Origin of the sequence: Enterococcus sp. DIV0703 (assembly GCF_051711065.1) — a bacterium.
In the GTDB taxonomy this organism is placed as follows: Bacteria; Bacillota; Bacilli; order Lactobacillales; family Enterococcaceae; genus Enterococcus_B; species Enterococcus_B hirae.
The window spans coordinates 534,676-554,114 of sequence record NZ_JBIOLX010000001.1 but is presented as its reverse complement, the minus strand read 5'-3'; the positions used below and the strand labels follow the sequence as shown (position 1 = coordinate 554,114).

At 36.5% G+C, this 19,439-nt stretch carries 19 protein-coding genes and 1 other annotated feature; of the genes, 4 read left to right on the top strand and 15 right to left on the bottom strand.

What is annotated here, in order from left to right:
• Positions 1 to 106 precede the first annotated feature (106 nt).
• From IGK81_RS02590 to IGK81_RS02580, 3 genes are read right to left on the bottom strand one after another with little or no spacing between them, the layout of a single operon-like run.
• Positions 107 to 1,885, bottom strand: coding sequence for a UvrD-helicase domain-containing protein (locus tag IGK81_RS02590; protein WP_181914822.1), 1,779 nt, complete (start codon positions 1,883 to 1,885; stop codon positions 107 to 109).
• A complete protein-coding gene (locus IGK81_RS02585; RefSeq protein ID WP_181914821.1) occupies positions 1,878 to 3,932 on the bottom strand; it encodes an ATP-dependent nuclease in 2,055 nt (684 codons plus the stop codon). The genes IGK81_RS02590 and IGK81_RS02585 overlap by 8 nt, the downstream gene beginning before the upstream one ends.
• A gap of 16 nt (positions 3,933 to 3,948) precedes the next feature.
• Positions 3,949 to 4,197, bottom strand: coding sequence for a helix-turn-helix domain-containing protein (locus tag IGK81_RS02580; RefSeq protein ID WP_181914820.1), 249 nt, complete (start codon positions 4,195 to 4,197; stop codon positions 3,949 to 3,951).
• A 93-nt stretch (positions 4,198 to 4,290) separates the two neighbouring features.
• On the opposite strand from IGK81_RS02580, the gene IGK81_RS02575 reads away from it, so the two are divergent.
• The 3 genes from IGK81_RS02575 to IGK81_RS02565 all read left to right on the top strand — a co-directional run bounded on the left by IGK81_RS02575 (position 4,291) and on the right by IGK81_RS02565 (position 6,323).
• Positions 4,291 to 4,647, top strand: coding sequence for a hypothetical protein (locus IGK81_RS02575; protein ID WP_181914819.1), 357 nt, complete (start codon positions 4,291 to 4,293; stop codon positions 4,645 to 4,647).
• 93 nt (positions 4,648 to 4,740) lie between these two features.
• Complete coding sequence (locus tag IGK81_RS02570; RefSeq protein ID WP_438718876.1) at positions 4,741 to 5,424, top strand: helix-turn-helix domain-containing protein; 684 nt, start codon at positions 4,741 to 4,743, stop codon at positions 5,422 to 5,424.
• Positions 5,415 to 6,323: an IS3 family transposase gene (locus IGK81_RS02565; protein WP_438718875.1), complete on the top strand. Its 909-nt coding sequence runs from the start codon at positions 5,415 to 5,417 to the stop codon at positions 6,321 to 6,323. Before IGK81_RS02570 ends, IGK81_RS02565 begins: the two co-directional genes overlap by 10 nt.
• A gap of 191 nt (positions 6,324 to 6,514) precedes the next feature.
• On the opposite strand, the gene sufB is transcribed toward IGK81_RS02565, so the two are convergent.
• The 12 genes from sufB to IGK81_RS02505 form a co-directional block, all read right to left on the bottom strand.
• Positions 6,515 to 7,906, bottom strand: coding sequence for a Fe-S cluster assembly protein SufB (gene sufB, locus IGK81_RS02560; RefSeq protein WP_034699640.1), 1,392 nt, complete (start codon positions 7,904 to 7,906; stop codon positions 6,515 to 6,517).
• 4 nt (positions 7,907 to 7,910) lie between these two features.
• Positions 7,911 to 8,381: a Fe-S cluster assembly sulfur transfer protein SufU gene (sufU, locus tag IGK81_RS02555; RefSeq protein ID WP_034699638.1), complete on the bottom strand. Its 471-nt coding sequence runs from the start codon at positions 8,379 to 8,381 to the stop codon at positions 7,911 to 7,913.
• The gene (locus tag IGK81_RS02550; RefSeq protein ID WP_034699635.1) at positions 8,368 to 9,603 is read right to left on the bottom strand and encodes a cysteine desulfurase; all 1,236 of its coding nucleotides are present in this window, start codon (positions 9,601 to 9,603) and stop codon (positions 8,368 to 8,370) included. Before IGK81_RS02550 ends, sufU begins: the two co-directional genes overlap by 14 nt.
• Positions 9,600 to 10,889, bottom strand: a complete 1,290-nt coding sequence (sufD, locus tag IGK81_RS02545; protein WP_034699632.1) for a Fe-S cluster assembly protein SufD — start codon at positions 10,887 to 10,889, stop codon at positions 9,600 to 9,602. Before sufD ends, IGK81_RS02550 begins: the two co-directional genes overlap by 4 nt.
• Positions 10,890 to 10,902: 13 nt before the next feature.
• Complete coding sequence (sufC, locus tag IGK81_RS02540) at positions 10,903 to 11,676, bottom strand: Fe-S cluster assembly ATPase SufC (RefSeq protein ID WP_010738387.1); 774 nt, start codon at positions 11,674 to 11,676, stop codon at positions 10,903 to 10,905.
• 456 nt (positions 11,677 to 12,132) lie between these two features.
• A complete protein-coding gene (locus IGK81_RS02535; RefSeq protein ID WP_010738388.1) occupies positions 12,133 to 12,981 on the bottom strand; it encodes a MetQ/NlpA family ABC transporter substrate-binding protein in 849 nt (282 codons plus the stop codon).
• A 23-nt stretch (positions 12,982 to 13,004) separates the two neighbouring features.
• Positions 13,005 to 13,691 carry a methionine ABC transporter permease gene (locus IGK81_RS02530; RefSeq protein ID WP_010719980.1) on the bottom strand — a complete coding sequence of 229 codons (687 nt, stop codon included), beginning with the start codon at positions 13,689 to 13,691 and terminating at the stop codon, positions 13,005 to 13,007.
• Positions 13,684 to 14,718: a methionine ABC transporter ATP-binding protein gene (locus tag IGK81_RS02525; RefSeq protein WP_010719981.1), complete on the bottom strand. Its 1,035-nt coding sequence runs from the start codon at positions 14,716 to 14,718 to the stop codon at positions 13,684 to 13,686. The genes IGK81_RS02530 and IGK81_RS02525 overlap by 8 nt, the downstream gene beginning before the upstream one ends.
• Positions 14,719 to 14,794: 76 nt before the next feature.
• Positions 14,795 to 15,064 (bottom strand) — a binding site (T-box leader).
• 88 nt (positions 15,065 to 15,152) lie between these two features.
• The gene (locus IGK81_RS02520) at positions 15,153 to 15,491 is read right to left on the bottom strand and encodes a glycine cleavage system protein H (RefSeq protein ID WP_034699629.1); all 339 of its coding nucleotides are present in this window, start codon (positions 15,489 to 15,491) and stop codon (positions 15,153 to 15,155) included.
• Position 15,492: 1 nt separating this feature from the next.
• On the bottom strand, positions 15,493 to 15,849 hold the full coding sequence (locus IGK81_RS02515) for an arsenate reductase family protein (protein ID WP_010719983.1): 357 nt from the start codon (positions 15,847 to 15,849) through the stop codon (positions 15,493 to 15,495).
• Positions 15,850 to 15,854: 5 nt separating this feature from the next.
• Positions 15,855 to 17,051 (bottom strand): FtsW/RodA/SpoVE family cell cycle protein, encoded by a 1,197-nt coding sequence (locus tag IGK81_RS02510; protein WP_034699627.1) that lies wholly within the window; start codon positions 17,049 to 17,051, stop codon positions 15,855 to 15,857.
• A gap of 174 nt (positions 17,052 to 17,225) precedes the next feature.
• Positions 17,226 to 18,044, bottom strand: a complete 819-nt coding sequence (locus IGK81_RS02505) for a LysR family transcriptional regulator (RefSeq protein WP_010719985.1) — start codon at positions 18,042 to 18,044, stop codon at positions 17,226 to 17,228.
• Positions 18,045 to 18,362: 318 nt separating this feature from the next.
• Here IGK81_RS02505 and IGK81_RS02500 point away from each other — a divergent pair, with 318 nt between their 5' ends.
• Positions 18,363 to 19,325, top strand: a complete 963-nt coding sequence (locus tag IGK81_RS02500; RefSeq protein ID WP_034699625.1) for a TDT family transporter — start codon at positions 18,363 to 18,365, stop codon at positions 19,323 to 19,325.
• The last annotated feature ends 114 nt before the right edge of the window (positions 19,326 to 19,439 follow it).

The following is a 19,439-nucleotide window of genomic DNA, read 5'->3' as shown; positions in this document are numbered from 1 at the left end:
AAAGAAATTGATGAGATTATTTTTGATCTTATATATATCGTAATCAAAAAGCACAAATAAAATAGCATTTAATTTGGCATTAAATTTTGAGGAGCTATTTCAAAAATCAGACTATTTCTATCCAGCTATTTTCTATCAATTTCATTTTATAATCCAAAGTAATATCTTTTTGTGGTATCGCAATAATAATAAGATATTTAGGTCTGCTCAAGGCTACGTAAGCTAATTTCAATATAGATTTAATTTTATCTTTATCTTGGTGACTATCATAATTAAACCTGCTGCCAATTAAAAATGGTTTAATTAAATGAAAAAAATCATTATTATTCGTACTACCATAATTTAAAGAAGAATCCATTATTAACATTGTAGATCGATGTGTCTCACCTTTAACTCCATGTATAGTATTTAATACATATTTTTCATTTTTATCTAAGCCTTCCATATTGTTTTTCTTTATATTATTAACTTGACAGATAATTTCTTTTGCAAGTTGTTTTACATCTACATTGGTCATCTCAACAATAATTCTACTTAGTATGTCCTCAACTTTAATTTTATTAACATTACTATAACTTAACTCTTTTAATAGAATTGAAGATAATTTACTTTTTTCTTTATCTTCTGTTAAAAATAATTTCATTTCACTCCTGCTTTTTTGGTATATCACAGAAAATTTATTCACCAAGTAGTTGAATAATGAATGATAATTATACTTTATAAACGTTTGCGATTTTTTTTCTTTAGTATATGAAGGAAAATATCTTTCTAGGTTAGCATGCATATCAGATACAATAACATCCTTTTTCTGACAATCTTTAAAGCTTTCATTGGTTTCTTCACACTTTTTGATTAGCTTTTTGTATTTTATAATCAGCTCCTCTTTAGATTCAAACACCAAAAAGTATGGACTGAGTGAGTCCACTATTTCTAAAGATCTAAAATGATCATAATTTTCCATACAAACATTTTTTACAACATTACAGATAGTAGTTCCGAATCTTGTGGTTTCTGCAATTTCTTTAACTTGAACGCCCATACTAACTTCAAAGTTAGGCGACCACGCATCTCTTGAATCTCTTTCATAAATTGAATACAAAGATTGATAAGGATCTCCATACTTTTGAAATTTAATATTTGTTTTACAAGTTAATTTATTTAATAGAGAATATTGCAAAACACTTGTATCTTGTGCTTCATCCAATATGATATAAGAAAATCTTTCCTCCAAGGCTTTGCTCAGTGGAATAATATGCCTATTTATATACCATTCAGATAATTCTAAACATTGGTGATTAGTCACAAAGCCGTTATAAAAAAGTCTTTCTAAACAATCATTGAGCTGACTTTGATAAGATGTTTTTGCATCATTTGTAAAATAAACACATCCTTTTTCATTTACTTTTAAGCAAACATTCTTTTTTTTCAAATTAGGAATGTTCCATTCGTCTTTATACCAATCAACACAGCTCCTAAAAATAGGTTCTAATTTCACTTTGTAATCTTCATCGTCTAATATTCTAATTTTTTGTCGCCCACTTAATATTTTAAATGCTTTGATGGAGAAAAAATAATTGAAGAATTCTTGTATTGTTCCAATGAAATTAGGGTACTCAACTGAGTTTATACCTACTTTTCTTAAACTTCCAATTACTTCTTCTACAGCAACATTAGTATGAGTAATCAAGCAAATTCCTTTATCCATATATTTTCTATTTAACAACAAATTTGCAATTTTTGCTGTTAAAACCGTGGTTTTACCTGAACCTGGCCCAGCAACAATATTATAGCTTCCATTTGATTGCAAAACTTCCTTCTGTTCTTGACTAAAATAACAATTTTCAGGTAAAAGAATCTTTTCAATGGAACTAAAATTATTATTCATTAATTTCTACCTCACTTTTTTGTCTCCCTGAGGCATGAATAATTGCACTTATTAAGTAATCAGTATATTGATCAGTCAAGATTTGTTCGCGTAACTCCCTTTTTTCTTCCTCTGATAAATTTAGTATTTTACTTGCTAGCCTTTGAGCAACTATTGCTTTCGATACTTGTTTATCATTAAGTCTCTTGAATAATAAATAAATAGCAGTACTTTTTTTCTCAGGATTTTTTAAATCAGCTTCTATAGAATCAATTGTTTTCTGTGTACTACTTCTAAACGGTTTTTTATATTGTGTCTCTAGGATCGAATCCTTTAATAGCTTCTGCAAAGGACTTTGTAACAAACAATATTCTAAAGTCCATTCTGGAGAAATAGAAATGTTTAAATTGGCATTGTATTTAGCATACTTCTCTTGTACACTTTTCATTTTTCTTTTTATTTCTTCTTTAATTGCTTTATCGCTAGGAGTTTGTTTCGTAATTTTAGTTAATTCCTTTCGAGAGACTGAATCTTCAATCTCAAAAGCTTCCATTAAAGATTCTATTGAAGTATATTCAGTTTCATTTCCGTCGTAATCTATAAGAGATTTCCCTATCAAAATTTCTACTTCTTGTATATTACCATTATTTATTTGATAAATTAATTTATCTTCATTTTCAAAATAAATTACAGGCCTAACATCCACGTCAGTCACCAAAGATATAGGTAAATTTATGCTGGGGCTATCGTTTGTAGAAAATAGTTTTATATATCTTTCAAATGAAGTTCCGCCTATATTTACCAAAGATATACCATACTGATGCAGAGGAAGTCCAATTAACTCTGCAATAGCAGGAATTAACAACATTTCTGAGTCTCCTTCTACCAATATAAGTCCTTTAGCAAAAAATAAATTGCTTTTTGTGGAGTCTAAAAACCTTTCTAAAAATTCATAATCCTCATTTTCCAATAACGTATATTGATGTGATAAAGGGTATGCATTACCGTTGTTTAGATAAATCAAATTTTTGGGACTTATCGAAGATACTAAATGAGTACTATGTGATGTTAGAATAAATTGTGTTGTCTCTCCTTTTTTAACTACTTGTTCAAGATATTTAACTAGCCTTATTTGTGCTTGAGTGTGTAGATGAGCTTCTAACTCCTCAATTAAAGTAACATGTGGTCCCACAGAGTTAATTGAGGCACTGTTATTTAGCAATAGTAGCTCAGTTGCAATAAATAGCAAATTCATATTTCCTAAACCAAGATTTATACTATTTGAATTTAAACTTAATTTATTCAATATTGACTTTAAATTTGCGGGTGTCACGGAAAAATCTGTATTAGCTTTACCACTATCTTTTACATCATAAAATTCAGATAAAATACTCTCTATATCACTTTTTATTGATTTTCCTTCCTCATATTCTTCTGAAAAATAACTTTCAATCTCGAAATTAGCCTTTTCCATAACACTCTCTAATGCATGTTTTTCTTCGGGTAATTGTTTAAAAGAAGAATGCGCTCTCAAAATTTGCGCAAGTCGTGATTTAAAACCTGGCCTGAGTTCACTATTAGCATCACGTAGAGGTTTTAAATAAGTTGCTCTTAGTAATGATCTAGCTCTACTATCTATTTTAGTTTCACAGTTCTTTTCGCCAGCTAATAATTGTCGTTCAATAAATTCTTGACCATTATCATTCTTCTTTTTAGTTACCTCCAATATTAACCTTAACTGATAATTTCCTTTTTCATTGAAAGAAAGCCATTCAAGAAATAGTCCTGCTTCATTAGTATCTAAATCATCAAAAATGCCTTCAATAAAAAAATTTTCACTAAAAAAACCTTCTGAGTTGCAATAAAAGTCTTCATCTTGAATTCTATCAAAGTCCTCACTAACGGTTCCTAATAATAATTTTATAGCATCAATAATAGCTGTTTTGCCAGAATCATTTTCGCCTACTATAACATTTAACCCAGGATGTAAATTAACTTCTAAATCATTCTTACTTGCATCCCCTCCAAACTTTCTGAAATTTTTTAAAGTTATTTTTTTTAAATACATTTCTCCACCCCAACGTTTATCTCATCATAAGACTATCATAATTTACATCTAACAACTCTTTTATACCAATTAATTGTTCTAACTTTATATGTTGCTTACCACTTTCAATTTTAACAAGTGTTTCTCTTGTAATCCCTACATTCATTAACTGTAGTTTTTTTACTAATTCAGTCTGTCCTATTCCTTTTTCCAATCTTATTCTCCTAATGTTACTGCCAATAATATTTTCATTATCTATAATCTTTTCTTCTCCCAAGACTAGCACACTTTCTGGACTAAAATAAGTCCTTTTTCATCTAATCTTAGTGGAAAATTATGGTATAACGGGACCAGTACAAGTCCACAAAAGAGATTTCATATGAATAATTCTTATACTAAAGTAATATTTTCAAAGATATTTCTGTCAATCATTATAGGCGTATTACCATTACAACACTCTCAAAGTTCTACTTTAGGAAAAATATTCTTATCTTACCTTGCTTTTTCTATTATTTATTTTTGTTTTGCAATTTCAAAAAATTATCTGATTACTTTAATATTACTTATACTGGTTATCTCTGGTTTTACTTATTTAAATGATTTATCTCAACAAGAAAGAATACCTGCATTCATTTCACAATACTTAATTATTGAAGTAATTTTAACACCTTTCATTTATGACTTTTATATTATTATTTGCCTTATTCTAGATAAGGTAAAATCACACAAATATTAATTTAAAAGATCACCAAAAAAACTCTGAGCAATTGATATGTTCCCCCTATATAGGACACTGAAATATAAAAGTCCTGTATAGGGGGGATTTTGTATGCCGAAAAGAAAGATGAAACTCACTCCAGAAAAACGAGTAGAACTAGTAGAAAGCTATTTGAATGGTGAAGACAGTATGACCAACCTAGCTCGCACTGCAAGCATTAGTTGGGCTGCTTTAAGTAACTGGGTTATGCTTTATGAGAATGGGGGTCCTACTGGCTTATTAGCAAGACGAAAGAATACACACTATACGATTGAAACAAAGATTCAGGCTGTAAATGATTACCTAAATGGTTTAGGGAGTCTGTCGGAAATTACTAAGAAATACGGACTAAGACAGTCTAAACAACTACGAAATTGGATAAAGATATATAATACTCATGGAAACTTCAAAACAGAAAGCGGTGGAAGTCAAATGAGTCAATCAAGAAAAACAACCTTCAAAGAACGGGTGGAAATTGTCCACTATTGTATTGTGCATGATCATAACTATGGCAAAACGGCTATCAAGTATCAGGTATCGTACCAACAAGTACGTAATTGGGTACTAAAATATAAGGAAATGGGCGAAGCCGGCTTAAAAGATCGCCGAGGACATCGAGCTGGAACAGAACCCAGTCGGACACCAGAAGAAGAAATGCGTGATCGACTGGCTGAACAAGAACGCAAAATTAAACTGTTAGAAATGGAAAATGACCTCTTAAAAAAAGTCAGGGAGTTAGAAAGGAAGTGGGACTAGACCTCATCCCTCATATCTTTGAATACCAAGCAATTAAGGAACTCCATGATCTCAAAAATTATTCGATAAAATTAATGTGCGATTTTTTACACGTCTCCAGATCAGCGTATTACCGTTGGTTAAAGCAACCAAAATCAGCTCAAACTATCTTTAACGAGCACCTGGCAGACCTAATAAGATACATCTATGAAGCAGATAACGACAAGGGGTATCGGAGAATCCGTGACGATTTGGTTCAAGACTTTGGTTTGCACGTCAATGACAAAAGAGTCTTGCGGATTTGTCGTAGTCTTCAAATTAAATCTACCGTCAAACACCAGCCAAGCGGAATTACTAAAGCGTCCAATAATCCTTATCATATTGCCAAGAACTATCTAAATAGAAATTTCCATGCAGATAAACCAAATGAAAAATGGCTAACTGATGTCAGTGAATTCAAGTACACTCTAGGAAACCAAGTTAAAAAAATTTATCTTAGTGCCATTCTGGACTTAGCAGATCGGCGTATTGTTTCTTTCGTCATTAGCGATAGAAATGATAACAAGTTGGTTTTTGATACCTTTGACGAAGCGATTCGACTTGAACCTGTGGCTCATCCGCTATTCCATAGCGATCGAGGGTTTCAGTACACCAGTAAAAACATGAGAAATAAAATCAAAAATCAAGGGATGAAACAAAGCATGTCTCGTGTAGCCCATTGTATTGATAATGGGCCTATGGAAGGGTTCTGGGGAACATTGAAACGTGAAAAATACTATCGTCGTAAATTTACAAGACGCGAAGATCTCGTATCGATGATCGAAGATTACATCAACTACTATAACAATGGCCGTTATCAACGATGCTTGAAATCCAAAACGCCATTACAAGTTCACCAACAGCTTTTAATGGCAGCGTAATAATCGTATCTCTTAGATGGGTGAAATGTCCTTTGTTTCGCACATCTAAGGGATACGCCAACCAAGCGCAGCCGAGGTTTGAACAATGAAAAACAAAAGAACTGTTTGCCACAAAATTAGCAAACAGCTCTCTAAAAATTTTATTATATTTCCGTGTCCACTTGACGGGGAGCCAACCATCTTTATTTTTATTATCCCACAGACCCTTCCATCTCATAACTGATCAAACGGTTGAGTTCGACTGCGTATTCCATTGGGAGTTCTTTGGTGAATGGTTCGACGAAGCCCATGACGATCATTTCGGTGGCTTCGGATTCGGATAGGCCTCGGCTCATAAGATAATAGAGTTGTTCTTCTGAGATTTTTGAGACTTTGGCTTCGTGTTCCAAAGAGACTTGGCTGTTGTGGATCTCGTTGAATGGGATCGTATCGGATTTTGAGTATTCGTCCATGATGATCGTGTCGCATTCAATGTGAGAGATGGAACCGGCGCTATTTTTAGCGAAGGTTACTTGTCCTCGATAATTAACTTCTCCACCGTCTTTTGAGATGGATTTAGAGACGATGGAGCTTGAAGTGTTTGGCGCGTTATGGATCATTTTCGCCCCAGTATCTTGGATTTGGTTTGCGCCAGCAAATGCGATGGAAAGCATCGTACCACGCGCACCTTTGCCGTCTAGGTAAACACTTGGATATTTCATCGTTGTTTTAGCTCCTAGGTTGCCGTCGATCCATTCGACTGTGGCACCTTCGTAAGCTTTGGCTCTTTTGGTTACTAAGTTATAGACATTGTCTGACCAGTTTTGGATCGTGGTATAGCGACAATAGGCGTCTTTTCGGGTGAAGATTTCAACGATCGCTGCATGAAGACTGTTACTTGAATACGTTGGTGCTGTACAGCCTTCGACATAATGGATGCTGGCTCCTTCGTCAACGATGATCAATGTTCGTTCAAATTGTCCGGTATTTTCGGCATTGATCCTAAAGTATGTTTGTAATGGAACGTCGACTTTTACCCCTTTAGGTACATAAATAAATGTTCCTCCTGACCAAACAGCTGAATTTAAAGCAGCAAGTTTGTTGTCAGTTGGTGGGACTAATTTGGAAAAGTATTCTTTGAATAACTCAGGATATTCTTTCAATGCAGAATCAGTATCGGTGAAGACGATCCCTAATTTTTCAAATTCGTCTTTCATGTTGTGGTAAACGACTTCTGATTCATATTGAGCAGAAGCACCTGCGAGGTATGCACGTTCTGCTTCAGGAATCCCGATTTTTTCAAAGGTTTCTTTGATTTTATCAGGTACATCTTCCCAATCTCGGGCGGGTTTATCACTTGGTTTTTGGTAATATTTTATGGCATTGAAGTCGATGTCTGACAGGTCTGGTCCCCACTTTTGCATGGGCATTTTATTGAATGTTTCCAAGGATTTCAAACGAAATTCTAACATCCATTCAGGTTCACCTTTGATTCGAGACATTTCTCGAACGACTTCTTCTGTTAAGCCTTCTCCTGTACTGAAAACTGGTTCCACATCATCGTGAAAACCAAATTTATATTCTTCTAATTCTGGTACACCCATGTTCTCACTCCTCTTCCTGATGCACGTGATGGAAGGTTGCAGTGCCGTTTTCTTCCATTGCTTTTTCTAAGGCTTTCCAGCCTAATGTGGCACATTTGATTCTTGCGGGAAATTTGGCTACGCCACTGAGCATTGCTGCATCGCCTAGTTGGTCGATGGCTTTGACTTCTTTTCCTTGGACTAATTGCGAGAAATCAGTGATCAATTGTTGTGCTTCTTCAACAGATTTTCCCATGACAGCATCGGTCATCATGGATGCGCTGGCTGTACTAATGGAACAACCGTTACCGTTGAATGCGATATTCTTGATGATTCCTTCTTTGACTTCGACTTGTAATTCGATGACATCGCCACAGGTCGGATTATTCAATTCGATTCGTCTGGTTGATTCAGTCAATGTACCTCGATGATGAGGATGCGAAGAATGATCAAGTATGACCTGGCGATAGAGATTATCTAGTTTAGAGAGTGCCATGTTGGAAAAACTCCTTCGTTGCAAGAATTGCTTCGACTAAACGATCTGCATCTTGTTTCGTATTATAAAAATAAAAGCTTGCTCGTGCAGTCGCCGAGACTTCTAAATAGTTCAATAAAGGTTGGGCACAATGATGACCTGCACGAACAGCGACACCTTCCATATCTAAAGCAGTAGCTACATCGTGAGGATGTAAGCCATCTAGATTAAAGGCGATGACCCCTGTACGAGTAGCGGGATCTTGTGGTCCATAAATGGTCAACCCATCGATTTGTTGTAGTTTAGGTAAGACATAGGCAATTAATTCTTTTTCATGATCATGGATATTGTCCAACCCAACGTTTTCGAGATAGTCAATCGCTTGACCTAGTGCGATGGCTCCAGCGATATTAGGTGTGCCGGCTTCGAATTTCCATGGAAGTTCTTTCCAAGTACTATCGTACAAGTCGACAAAGTCGATCATTTCGCCACCAAATTCGACTGGTTCCATTTGTTCTAACCATTTTCGTTTGCCATATAAGACTCCGATCCCAGTCGGTCCACACATTTTGTGTCCGCTAAACGCAAAGAAATCACAGTCTAATTCTTGGACGTTGATTGGCATATGGGGAGCGGATTGTGCGCCATCTACAACTAGTACCCCACCTTGCTCATGGACAAGTTTTCCTAGTTCTTTGACGGGATTGATCACACCTAAGACATTTGAAACATGAGCAATCGATACGATTTTTGTTTTGTTAGTGATCAATTGTTTTGCTTGTGTCATGTCTAAAAATCCGTCGGTAGTCAAGTCAATATATTTTAATGTTGCTCCTGTCTTTTTGGCTAATTGTTGCCAAGGAATGACATTGGAATGGTGTTCCATGTAAGAAAGTAAGATTTCATCCCCTGCTTGCAGAAACTGTTCACCAAAGCTGCGAGCGACCCAGTTCAAACTCGTAGTAGTGCCACGAGTAAATAGGACTTCAGCAGTTTCAGCTGCATGGATAAACTTTCTGACCTTTTCCCGAGCGCCTTCGTAGGCAAATGTTGCTCGTTCGGCTAAGGTATGGACTCCTCGATGCACATTGGCATTATCTTGTTCGTAGTATTTTTTTATTGCTTCAATTACTGCTGTTGGCTTTTGCGTAGTGGCTGCATTGTCTAAATAAACGAGCGGTTCATCATTGACTTCTTGAAATAATATTGGAAAATCTTCGCGAATGGTTTCTTTCAGAATCATACATTCAACTTCCCTTCAATAACCTCCACTAACTCTTTTCGGACTGCTTCTACTGGAATTGCTGTTAACACAGAGCCAAGGAAGCCTCGAATAACCAATCGTTCTGCTTCTTCTTTATGAAGACCACGGCTCATCAAATAATACATTTCTTCAGGATCGACCCGACCAACACTGGCAGCATGTCCTGCAGTGACTTCATTCTCATCAATAAGTAAGATCGGATTGGCATCTCCTCTTGCTTTATCTGAAAGCATCAATACTCGACTTTCTTGTTGGGCGTCGGCTCCTTTTGCGCCCTTTAAGATATGTCCGATCCCGTTGAAAGTCAACGTCCCTTTTTCTCGGATCACACCATGTTGTAAGATATGTCCGATCGTATGAGGTGCTTTGTTCGTGACACGCGTATCAATTCCTTGGATTTGTTTTCCTGAGCTAATGGCGACGATTTTCACTTCTGCATGGGCGCCTTCGCCAACTAAATCAGAATCAAAATCAGCAATTACATGTCCATCATTCATCACGCCGATTGCCCAATCTACAGAAGCATCACGTAAAATATGACCTCGGCGGTTGATATAAGAAGTGATATTTTCTCCTAATTGATCGACAGCTGAATATTTGATTTTTGCTCCAGCTTTAGCGATTACTTCGACAATGATATTACCAGAAGCTTTTTGGATTTTCTCTTTGGTCGTTTGGAATCGTTCCAAGTAAGAGAACTCACTATGTTCCTCTGCGACGATCAAGACATGTTTAAAGAAATGCTGTGCTAATTTGCCATCTTGGATGAATAAGCTCTCAATTGGCTCATTGATGACAACATTTTTAGGAACATATAAAAACACTCCGCTGTTCATGAAAGCAGCATGTAAAGCGGTCAATTGATCTTCATCCATTTTCACTGCTTTTTCCATATAGTATGGTTTGATTAAATCTGGATGCTCTTGGAGCGCTGTGAAGATATCTGTAAAGATCACGCCTTTTTCCATGAGTTCCACTGGTAATTGTTCAAAGATCGTATTTGTTCCTTCCTGCACCAACACAGGGTTATCTTTCATTACGTCAAACCCAGCTACATTTCCTGTCTCACTAAAGTGGTCTGTGAACTCATGGATATCGAATAATGGCCAGCGATGGAATTTTACACGATCGATCTGAGGAAGTGGTAATTGATTGGCTTTTTCTAACGCTGCTTGACGTAATTGGGTCATCCATTCAGGTTCCCCTTTGCTTAAAGAAAAATTGGTAACTGCGTCAAGTTGGTCGAGCCAGTTCGTTTCTTTCATTTTCCGCTCCTCCTTACGCTTCTTCTTCTTTATAGTCGATTCCTAGTTCTTTGCTGATGCCAGCATACCCTTCTGCTTCAAGTCGTTTTGCTAGATCTGCATTCCCAGTCATCACGACACGTCCTTCCATCATGATGTGGACGACATCCGGAGTGATATAATTCAATAATCGTTGGTAGTGGGTGATAATCAATGCGCCAAAGTTTTCGCTACGCATTTCATTGACCCCTTTTGCTACGACTTTCAATGCATCGATATCTAACCCAGAATCAATTTCATCTAAAATGGCAAAAGTTGGTTCTAACATCAATAATTGTAAGATTTCATTTCGTTTCTTTTCGCCACCAGAAAAGCCTTCATTCAAGTAACGTTCGGCCATTTCTTCTGGCATATTTAACAGCGCCATTTTTTCATCTAATTTTTTCAAGAAAGTCAAAACAGACATTTTATCGTCTTCATCACGTTTGGCATTGATCGCTGCACGCATAAATTCTGCATTCGTGATCCCAGGAATTTCGCTTGGGTATTGCATCGCTAAAAATAATCCTAGACGTGCCCGTTCATCGACCTCTAAATCTAAGATATTTTTTCCGTCAAATAAGATCTCGCCTTCAGTGACTTCATAGTTTGGATTCCCCATAATAGCGGCTGACAGCGTCGATTTCCCTGTTCCATTTGGTCCCATAATGGCATGGATCTCGCCTGTTTTCATCGTTAAGTTTACGCCTTTAAGAATTTCTTTCTCTTCAATTGAGACGTGTAAATTTTTTATTTCTAAGACAGACATGCAAATTCCCTCCAGATTCTGTTTCGTTCTCACTTATTTTAGACTAATTGAGAATAGATCGCAATGTTATAACCCACTAAAATCAAAACTTTTTTCACGAGTTATCATTAAATTAATATTACTAGATAATAATATTTATAAAGAAACTTCTGTTTTTAGCATTCATAGATCACTGGTTATGTTGTTTTGTTTTATGTAAAACGATAGGTAAACGTTGGCTTGCAGAATGATGTCAGTACGCATCTCTTGATTACCGCTTACCTGTTCTTAATAAATGCTTCTTGAAAAATGCCATAATAAAGAGAGTTCTCTATTGGTTACATAGCTAATTTATTCACTATTCACTCTACAAAAAAACATCAAAGCTAGTAAAATCAACTAACTTTGATGTTTCTGATGACTTGATTATTTTTTAGATGAACATTTGATTTTGTTCAACTCTATTTTTTGAAGTGCTTATTTAGCATCAGCTGCGACAGGTTTGACTGAACCGCCCCATTTGTCTTCGATCCATTTTTGAACGTCTTCACGGTGTAAGACTTCAAGTAATTTTTTGATTTTTTCGCTATTTTCATCACCTTTACGTGTGGCAATGATATTCACATATGGTGAGTTGTCTTCTTCTAATAAGACAGAATCTTTCAATGGATTCAAACCAGCACCATAAGCAAAGTTTGCATTGATCGCTACTAAGTCACCTTCATCATTTTGATAAGTAGAAGCTAATAAAGAAGGATCAATCGAATGATTGAATTTTAAGTTTTTAGGGTTTTCAGCGATGTCATCAAACGTAGCTGTTTCTAGATCTACGCCATCTTTTACCTTAACTAAGCCAGCATTTTGTAAAATAGTGATGATTCGTCCCCAGTCAGATTCTGAATTTGAAGTAATCACTGTTGCGCCGTCTTTTAAATCAGCAATGTCTTTGATTTTCTTTGAGTACAAGCCCATTGGTTCAATATGGACAGCACCCGCATTGACAAAATCATAGCCTTTTTCTTTGATTTCTTTATTTAGATAAGGAATATGTTGAAAATAATTGGCATCGATATCGCCTTCTGCTAAAGATTGATTTGGTAAAATGTAGTCATCGAATTTCACGATCTCTAAATTAATGCCTTCGTCTTTCAATAGCGGTTGGACGTGTTCCAAGATTTCTGCATGAGGTGTTGGTGATGCGCCTACTTTTAAAGTTGTATCGTCACTTTTTGATGAAGCACCTTTACTATCGCTATTATTGCCACAAGCTGCTAACCCTACAGTCAGCAAGACCGCTGCTGCAAATCCAAAAATTTTCTTTTTCATATCCTTTATCCTCCTATTTCTTCTTATCTTTTATCTGTTTTCTTTGTTAAAAAGTCCCCGATTCCTTGAACAATAAATACAATGACTAGTATCACTAACGTTGCCACAAATGTCACGGTCAGATTACCACGTTGGTAACCTTCTTGCCAAGCAAGACCTCCCAAACCACCAGCTCCGATCGCACCCGCCATCGCAGTAAAGCCGATCATCGAAATGGTAGTAACTGTCAATCCGGAGATCAGTGCAGGCACGCTTTCTGGTATCAAGACTTTCCAAATGATTTCCCAGTAGCTGGCACCCATCGCATCCGCCGCTTCTAAAACTCCAGGACTAACTTCACGAAAAGCAATTTCAACTAGACGAGCATAAAATGGGGCAGCTGAAAGTACCAAGGCAGGAATAGCAGCTTGCGCCCCTAGCATGGTTCCGACGATTGCTTTCGTGAAAGGAATGATCAAGACCATCAAGATCATAAATGGTGTAGATCGAAAGATATTACTAATAATCGAAACAATGCCATAAATGATTCGTGCATAAGGTTTATTTTTTCGTCCAATCGAATACAGGATCAAACCTAGGACTAAACCAATGATGGTCACTAATACCATGGACACCAACGTCATATAAAGCGTATCGATGAATGCTTGTTTCATCGTTTCCATGTTGATTTGACTAAAATCTAAATACGTTTCTGCAAAGCTTTTATCCACGGTGGATCACCTCCACTCCAACACCTTGTTCTTTAATAAACCGCTCTGCTTGATCCAATTCGTTCTCTGACCCAGTCATCAGTGTCGTTAAGGAACCAAAAGAACCTTCTGCTGTTTGTTTGATTTTACCGTAAACGACATTGATGTCGACGTTATACTGACGAATGGCTTGAGAGATGACTGGCTCGTTAGCATTTTTTTCGTTGAACACTAATGTCACTAATCGACCTTTTGGATTTTCTTTGATCAATTCAGCCAATAATTCTTTTGAGTCTGCTTCTGGTTCGATATCTTGTTGCACGAAACGTTTTGTTACTTCTTGTTTTGGATTTTTGAAGACTGTCAAAACATCGCCTTCTTCCACAACTTTTCCTCGTTCCATCACAGCTACCTTGTTACAGATTTTACGAATCACGTTCATTTCGTGCGTGATCAATACGATCGTTAAATGTAATTTCTTATTGATAGCTAATAAAAGATCCAATACTTCTTCAGTGGTTTGTGGATCTAGCGCACTGGTTGCTTCGTCACAAAGTAAGATCTCGGGATCGTTTGCTAACGCTCGAGCTATCCCAACTCTTTGTTTTTGTCCTCCTGAAAGTTGAGAAGGATAGGCATTTCCTCTACCCTCTAATCCGACTAATCCAAGCAATTCTTCCGCCCGTTCTTTGCGTTGGGCTTTAGGTACGCCTGCTAATTCTAATGGTAGTTGGATATTTTCTAAAACCGTCCGTGACCATAACAAATTGAAATGTTGGAAAATCATACCGATTTTTTTACGAAATGTTCTCAGTTCTTTATTTTTTAGTTTGGTAATCTCTTGGTCATTTACAACAACCGTTCCGCTAGTAGGTAGCTCTAATCCATTCAATAAACGGACAAGTGTACTTTTACCTGCTCCAGAATAGCCAACGATGCCGTAAATATCACCCTTTTCAACAGTTAATGAAACATCATTTACCGCTTGGATCGTTCCATTTTTGCCACCAAATGTTTTCTCAACATTGGTTAATTGGATCAATGACATATCGCTCACATCTTTCTTTTATTTTTTACATGGAGATCAAGTAGGAAACAAAAAAGCTTCCGCCCCCTTGCTTTAGCAAAAGGACGAAAGCTGAAACTTCCGTGTTACCACCTTGATTTGCTGCTATCTCACAATAACAACCTTTACCAGTACTTGGGTCATCGTTCTTTCATCATAATCATGCCCGTATACCGTTGTGCTGTAACGGGCACCCCCGTAGTAAGTTTGCAAGGCTCACCTACTCTGCTCTAAGACCATCTTCCATCTCATTTCCGTTACCCTTTTTCAGCAATCAGGGCTCTCTTTGAACGTCTGTGACATGTACTCTTCTTTTCAAAGCTTTATTTATGATTGTTCTGATTATAGCAGTTGGAAAATAACGTGTCAACATTTTACCGGTTACTTCTTTAAAATTTTCTGAAAATTGCTAACTCTTATAATTTCTCAAATTCTGTTGGATCGACTTCTTTAAAGCTTAAAAGCCAAGCATTCATTTCATCTTGATCATTTAAGACATTGATATCTTCATTGATTTTTTCATTCACGGAAGAAACCGTACCGCTTAACGGGCTAGCAAATTCACTGACCGCTTTTTCAGCTTCCACTTCGATCAAAGGCTCCCCGCTTTGATAAGACTGACCAGCTTTTGGCAAATTGGCAAATGTGATATCACCTAATTCTTTTTGTGCTTCATTAGTTAAACCGACACAATATTCTTTCCCATTAAATAAGATCCAAAGGTTATCTTTTTTCTTCAAGTGTTTCCCAGCCATTTTATATCAATACTCCTTCGTATATTTTTTCATTAAAACCGATTGCGACGAGTTGTTTGCCTTTGACGATCAGGGGACGTTTGATCAACATCCCATCACTTGAAAGAATGCGACTAGCTTCATTGATCGAAAAATCAGCCACTTGGTCTTTTAGCCCCATTTCCCGATACTTCATGCCACTCGTATTGAACAGACGACGTAATGGAATCTCATTATGTTCCAACCAGTCTGTGATCATTTCTTCCGATGGTGGACTAGCAATCATATCAATTACTTGATAATCAACATGATGCGCATCCAACCAAGCTTTCGCTTTTTTGCAAGTGGAACATTTCGGATACCAATAAAAACGATACAACAGTGTTACCTCCTAGAAGTTTTCGCAGGTGCCTCATTTTGATACCTCATGGATAATATCAAACCGATACCAATCATATTTCCAAGGATCGATGACCCACCTTGACTAATGAATGGCAGGGGAATCCCTGTTAATGGTAAGAGTCCAATATTAGCACCAATATTTTCAAATACATGGAACAAGAGCATCATGATCAAGCCGCTGGCGATATAAGCATAAAATTCATTGTTCGTATCAAAGCAGACACGAATCATACGATAAATCAAAATAAAATACAAGAAGATGACGAATGCGCCACCGATAAACCCAAAATTCTCACCAATCACGGTGAAAATCATATCTGATTCACGAACAGGTACATAGATATTACTTACATTAAATCCTTTACCTAATAATCCACCAGTTCCTATTGCAAGCAACCCTTGTGCTGGCTGATAGCTCATCCCAGTCGTGTCATGGAATGGATCAAGCCAAGAATCGATACGAGCAAACTGGTAAGATTTAAACCCGATTTTATATAATAAATCTCTTCCGCCTTCTGTGGTAACTAAAAAGATCGTCCCAGCACCGACAATCGCTGCCAAAGCAATTACGGGCACGATAATGCGCCAAGAGATACCAGACATTAAGAAAACTCCACCAAAAATTGCTAAGAATACCAGCATGGTCCCAAAATCATCTTGTGCCATAATCAAGGCTAAAACCGGGAGCGTCACAATCAACATCTTGGCGATCAACCAAAAATCTGATTTGAGCGTTCGTTCCTTCATCTGAGTATTATGTTTTGTCACGATCAGCGCCATCATTAAAATATAAGCAATTTTCATTAACTCTGCTGGCTGAAACGTCAAGGAACCAAAACTAAACCAGTTTTTGGAACCGGTCGACTGGGCGAGGTTGCGGTCATAAAACTTTAACAAGAGTCCCATTACAATTAGACCAAACCCATAGAGATAAGGTGTTAATTTCCAGATCCATTTGGAATTCAAATGCATAATCACGACAATAGCAATTGAGCCCACGATATACCAAATCGCTTGCATCCCAACACCTCTTACTACTGAAGGGTGGTTAGGATCATGACTCAGCGCGACATATAAAGAAAGCAATCCAATCAAACATAATAAGAAGACTGGTAATATGACGCCATAATCAATGCGATTATCACGATTATTATTAGAAGCTTTTATTTTTTTTTCCATGTTTCATCCCTTTTCTTAAAAACCATACTGTTCTATATTATAGCGGTCTAACGGCATAATTGAAAGCCAAAGCAAATACATTTGGGAAAACTTAAAATTATTCTTATCTAATCATCTGCCTTGCTGCTCTTCAGTCAGACCCATCATCGAGATAACAGATAACGTTCTGACGAATCATTTTTGATAGCGTTCATTATATCTCAAGATCTCTTTACCAATCGCTTGTAAATTCTCTGAAACTAAATTTGTTCGCTGGATCAAATAAAAATTTCGATGATACGCTAATTTCTCGGTTGGTATTTCTGGTGGCACCGCACGTTTTGATAAAATCGAACGTCCCACTCCTTCCTTTAAAAGAGCGGCAATGACTTCGTTACTTTTTACTAACAACTTTTTCCCATGGATATTTTTTTCTTCAAAATACCGTTGCGTATAATGAAAAACTCCAGAAGTTGTTTCTCGAACTAACCATAACTGACTGTCAGGATCCCCCGCAATCACTAGTTCATCCTCCATCAATGAAAACCTTTGAACACCAGAAGTTTCTAAAGGTTTTTCGATAAAACCAAAGTCAGCCTCGTGTTTTGCTACTTGTTCCAACGCATCATGAGAATTGGCATAGGCAATCACAAAATTAATTTTAGGATATTTCAAAAGCAAATCTTTCAACAATTTTGGTAACAGATAGACGGCAAAAGTGTGAGAAGCAACGATTCGGCAAACTTCTTCTTCATTTTGTTCATCTAGTAATTGTTGTTGTGTTTCTTGCCACTCCTCTAATAAAACTAACGCTCGTTCGTAGAGTAGATCTGCTTGTTTTGTCGGCTTCATTTCTTTCCGACCATTTCGCTCAAAGAGAATCACTCCTAATTCTCTTTCCAGCTGTTTGATTTGATTTGAAACAGCAGGTTGAGATAAGAAAAGTAATTCGGCTGTTCGAGAAAAATTTCTTGTTTCGTATACGACACGAAAAGTTGTTAACAATTTCAGCATGCGATCACTTCCATAATTTTTTATTATAGTAACTATATCAACTATTTGATTTAAATATATCACGAAATGACTATAATAGTAAATGTAACGCACAATATATGAGATTGAAAAGTAACGAATGTTTCGATCTCGCTCAGACATAAAAAGATCGTTACTTGTATTCTTAATGATCAGTCAGGGCTACCGATTTGTTTATTTCCCAATAAATAGTCATTCATAATTATTTATGCAACCTACTATCAACCTTTCCACCTGACTGATCATTTTGTTCTGAGCTTTAGACAACACACTCATCTTATGAAAAGGAGAATTCAATTAATGAAGAATTTTTTAAAACTTATTCCTGTCCCGATTTGTGGGCTCATTCTAGGTTTAGCTTCGCTAGGTAATCTGTTTAAAGAATATCATTGGATTCATCTAGGGAATATCATTGGTGGGATTAGTATGATTCTCATGATCCTAATGTTTAGCAAATTATTCCTGTTATTTGAACATACGAGACAAACATTACATGATCCAATCATTGCCTCGGTTTCACCGACTTTTACGATGTCATTAATGGTTATTTGTACTTACTTTGTACCATTTACGCACCTCTTACCAATCGTTCGGATCATCTGGCTTGGCGCTGTCCTTCTACAAGTGATTTTAGTTGTTTACTTTACTTACCATCATGTAATCAAAGCGGATTTATCACTGGAAGTCATTTATCCAAGTTGGTTCATTATTTATGTTGGTTTCGGGGTAATTACAGTAACTGCTGGAAACTTTTTCCCATTCATTGGCCAACTATTCTTTTGGCTATCTCTAGCTTGTTACGTTTTCTTATTGCCAATCATCATCCATCGGGTATTTTTCGTGAAAAACATGGCACATCCTACACTACCATTGATCACGATCGTTGCAGCTCCGGGATCGCTTTGTTTAACTGGCTATTTGAAAAATTTTGCGCAACCTTCCTTTTATTTAGTCGTTGCCTTATTTATCCTTTCGCAAACGTTATATTTTATCGTGCTATCTCTTTTACCACGATTACTTAAACTACATTTTTATCCAAGCTACGCTGCTTTTACCTTTCCACTAGTTATTTCTGCAACTGCTATGTTTTGTGCTGTAAATTACTTTCATTCATTAGGGATCGCTACTGGCTTTTTAACGGTCTTGAAACTGGTTGAATTAGTAATCGCTACTGGAATGGTGCTTTATGTATTAGGTCATTATATCCGCTTCTTGTTCAAAGAGCATGGAAACACAAATAAATATGTCCCTAAAGAAATTTAATTAAGATGTTATTCTTCTGTCTTTTTCAAATTTAGAAAAAGGCAGAAGATTTTTTGCGTTTTTAAACTTTGTCAATCAAAACGAATAGTGCTACTATTATCAAGGATATTCTTG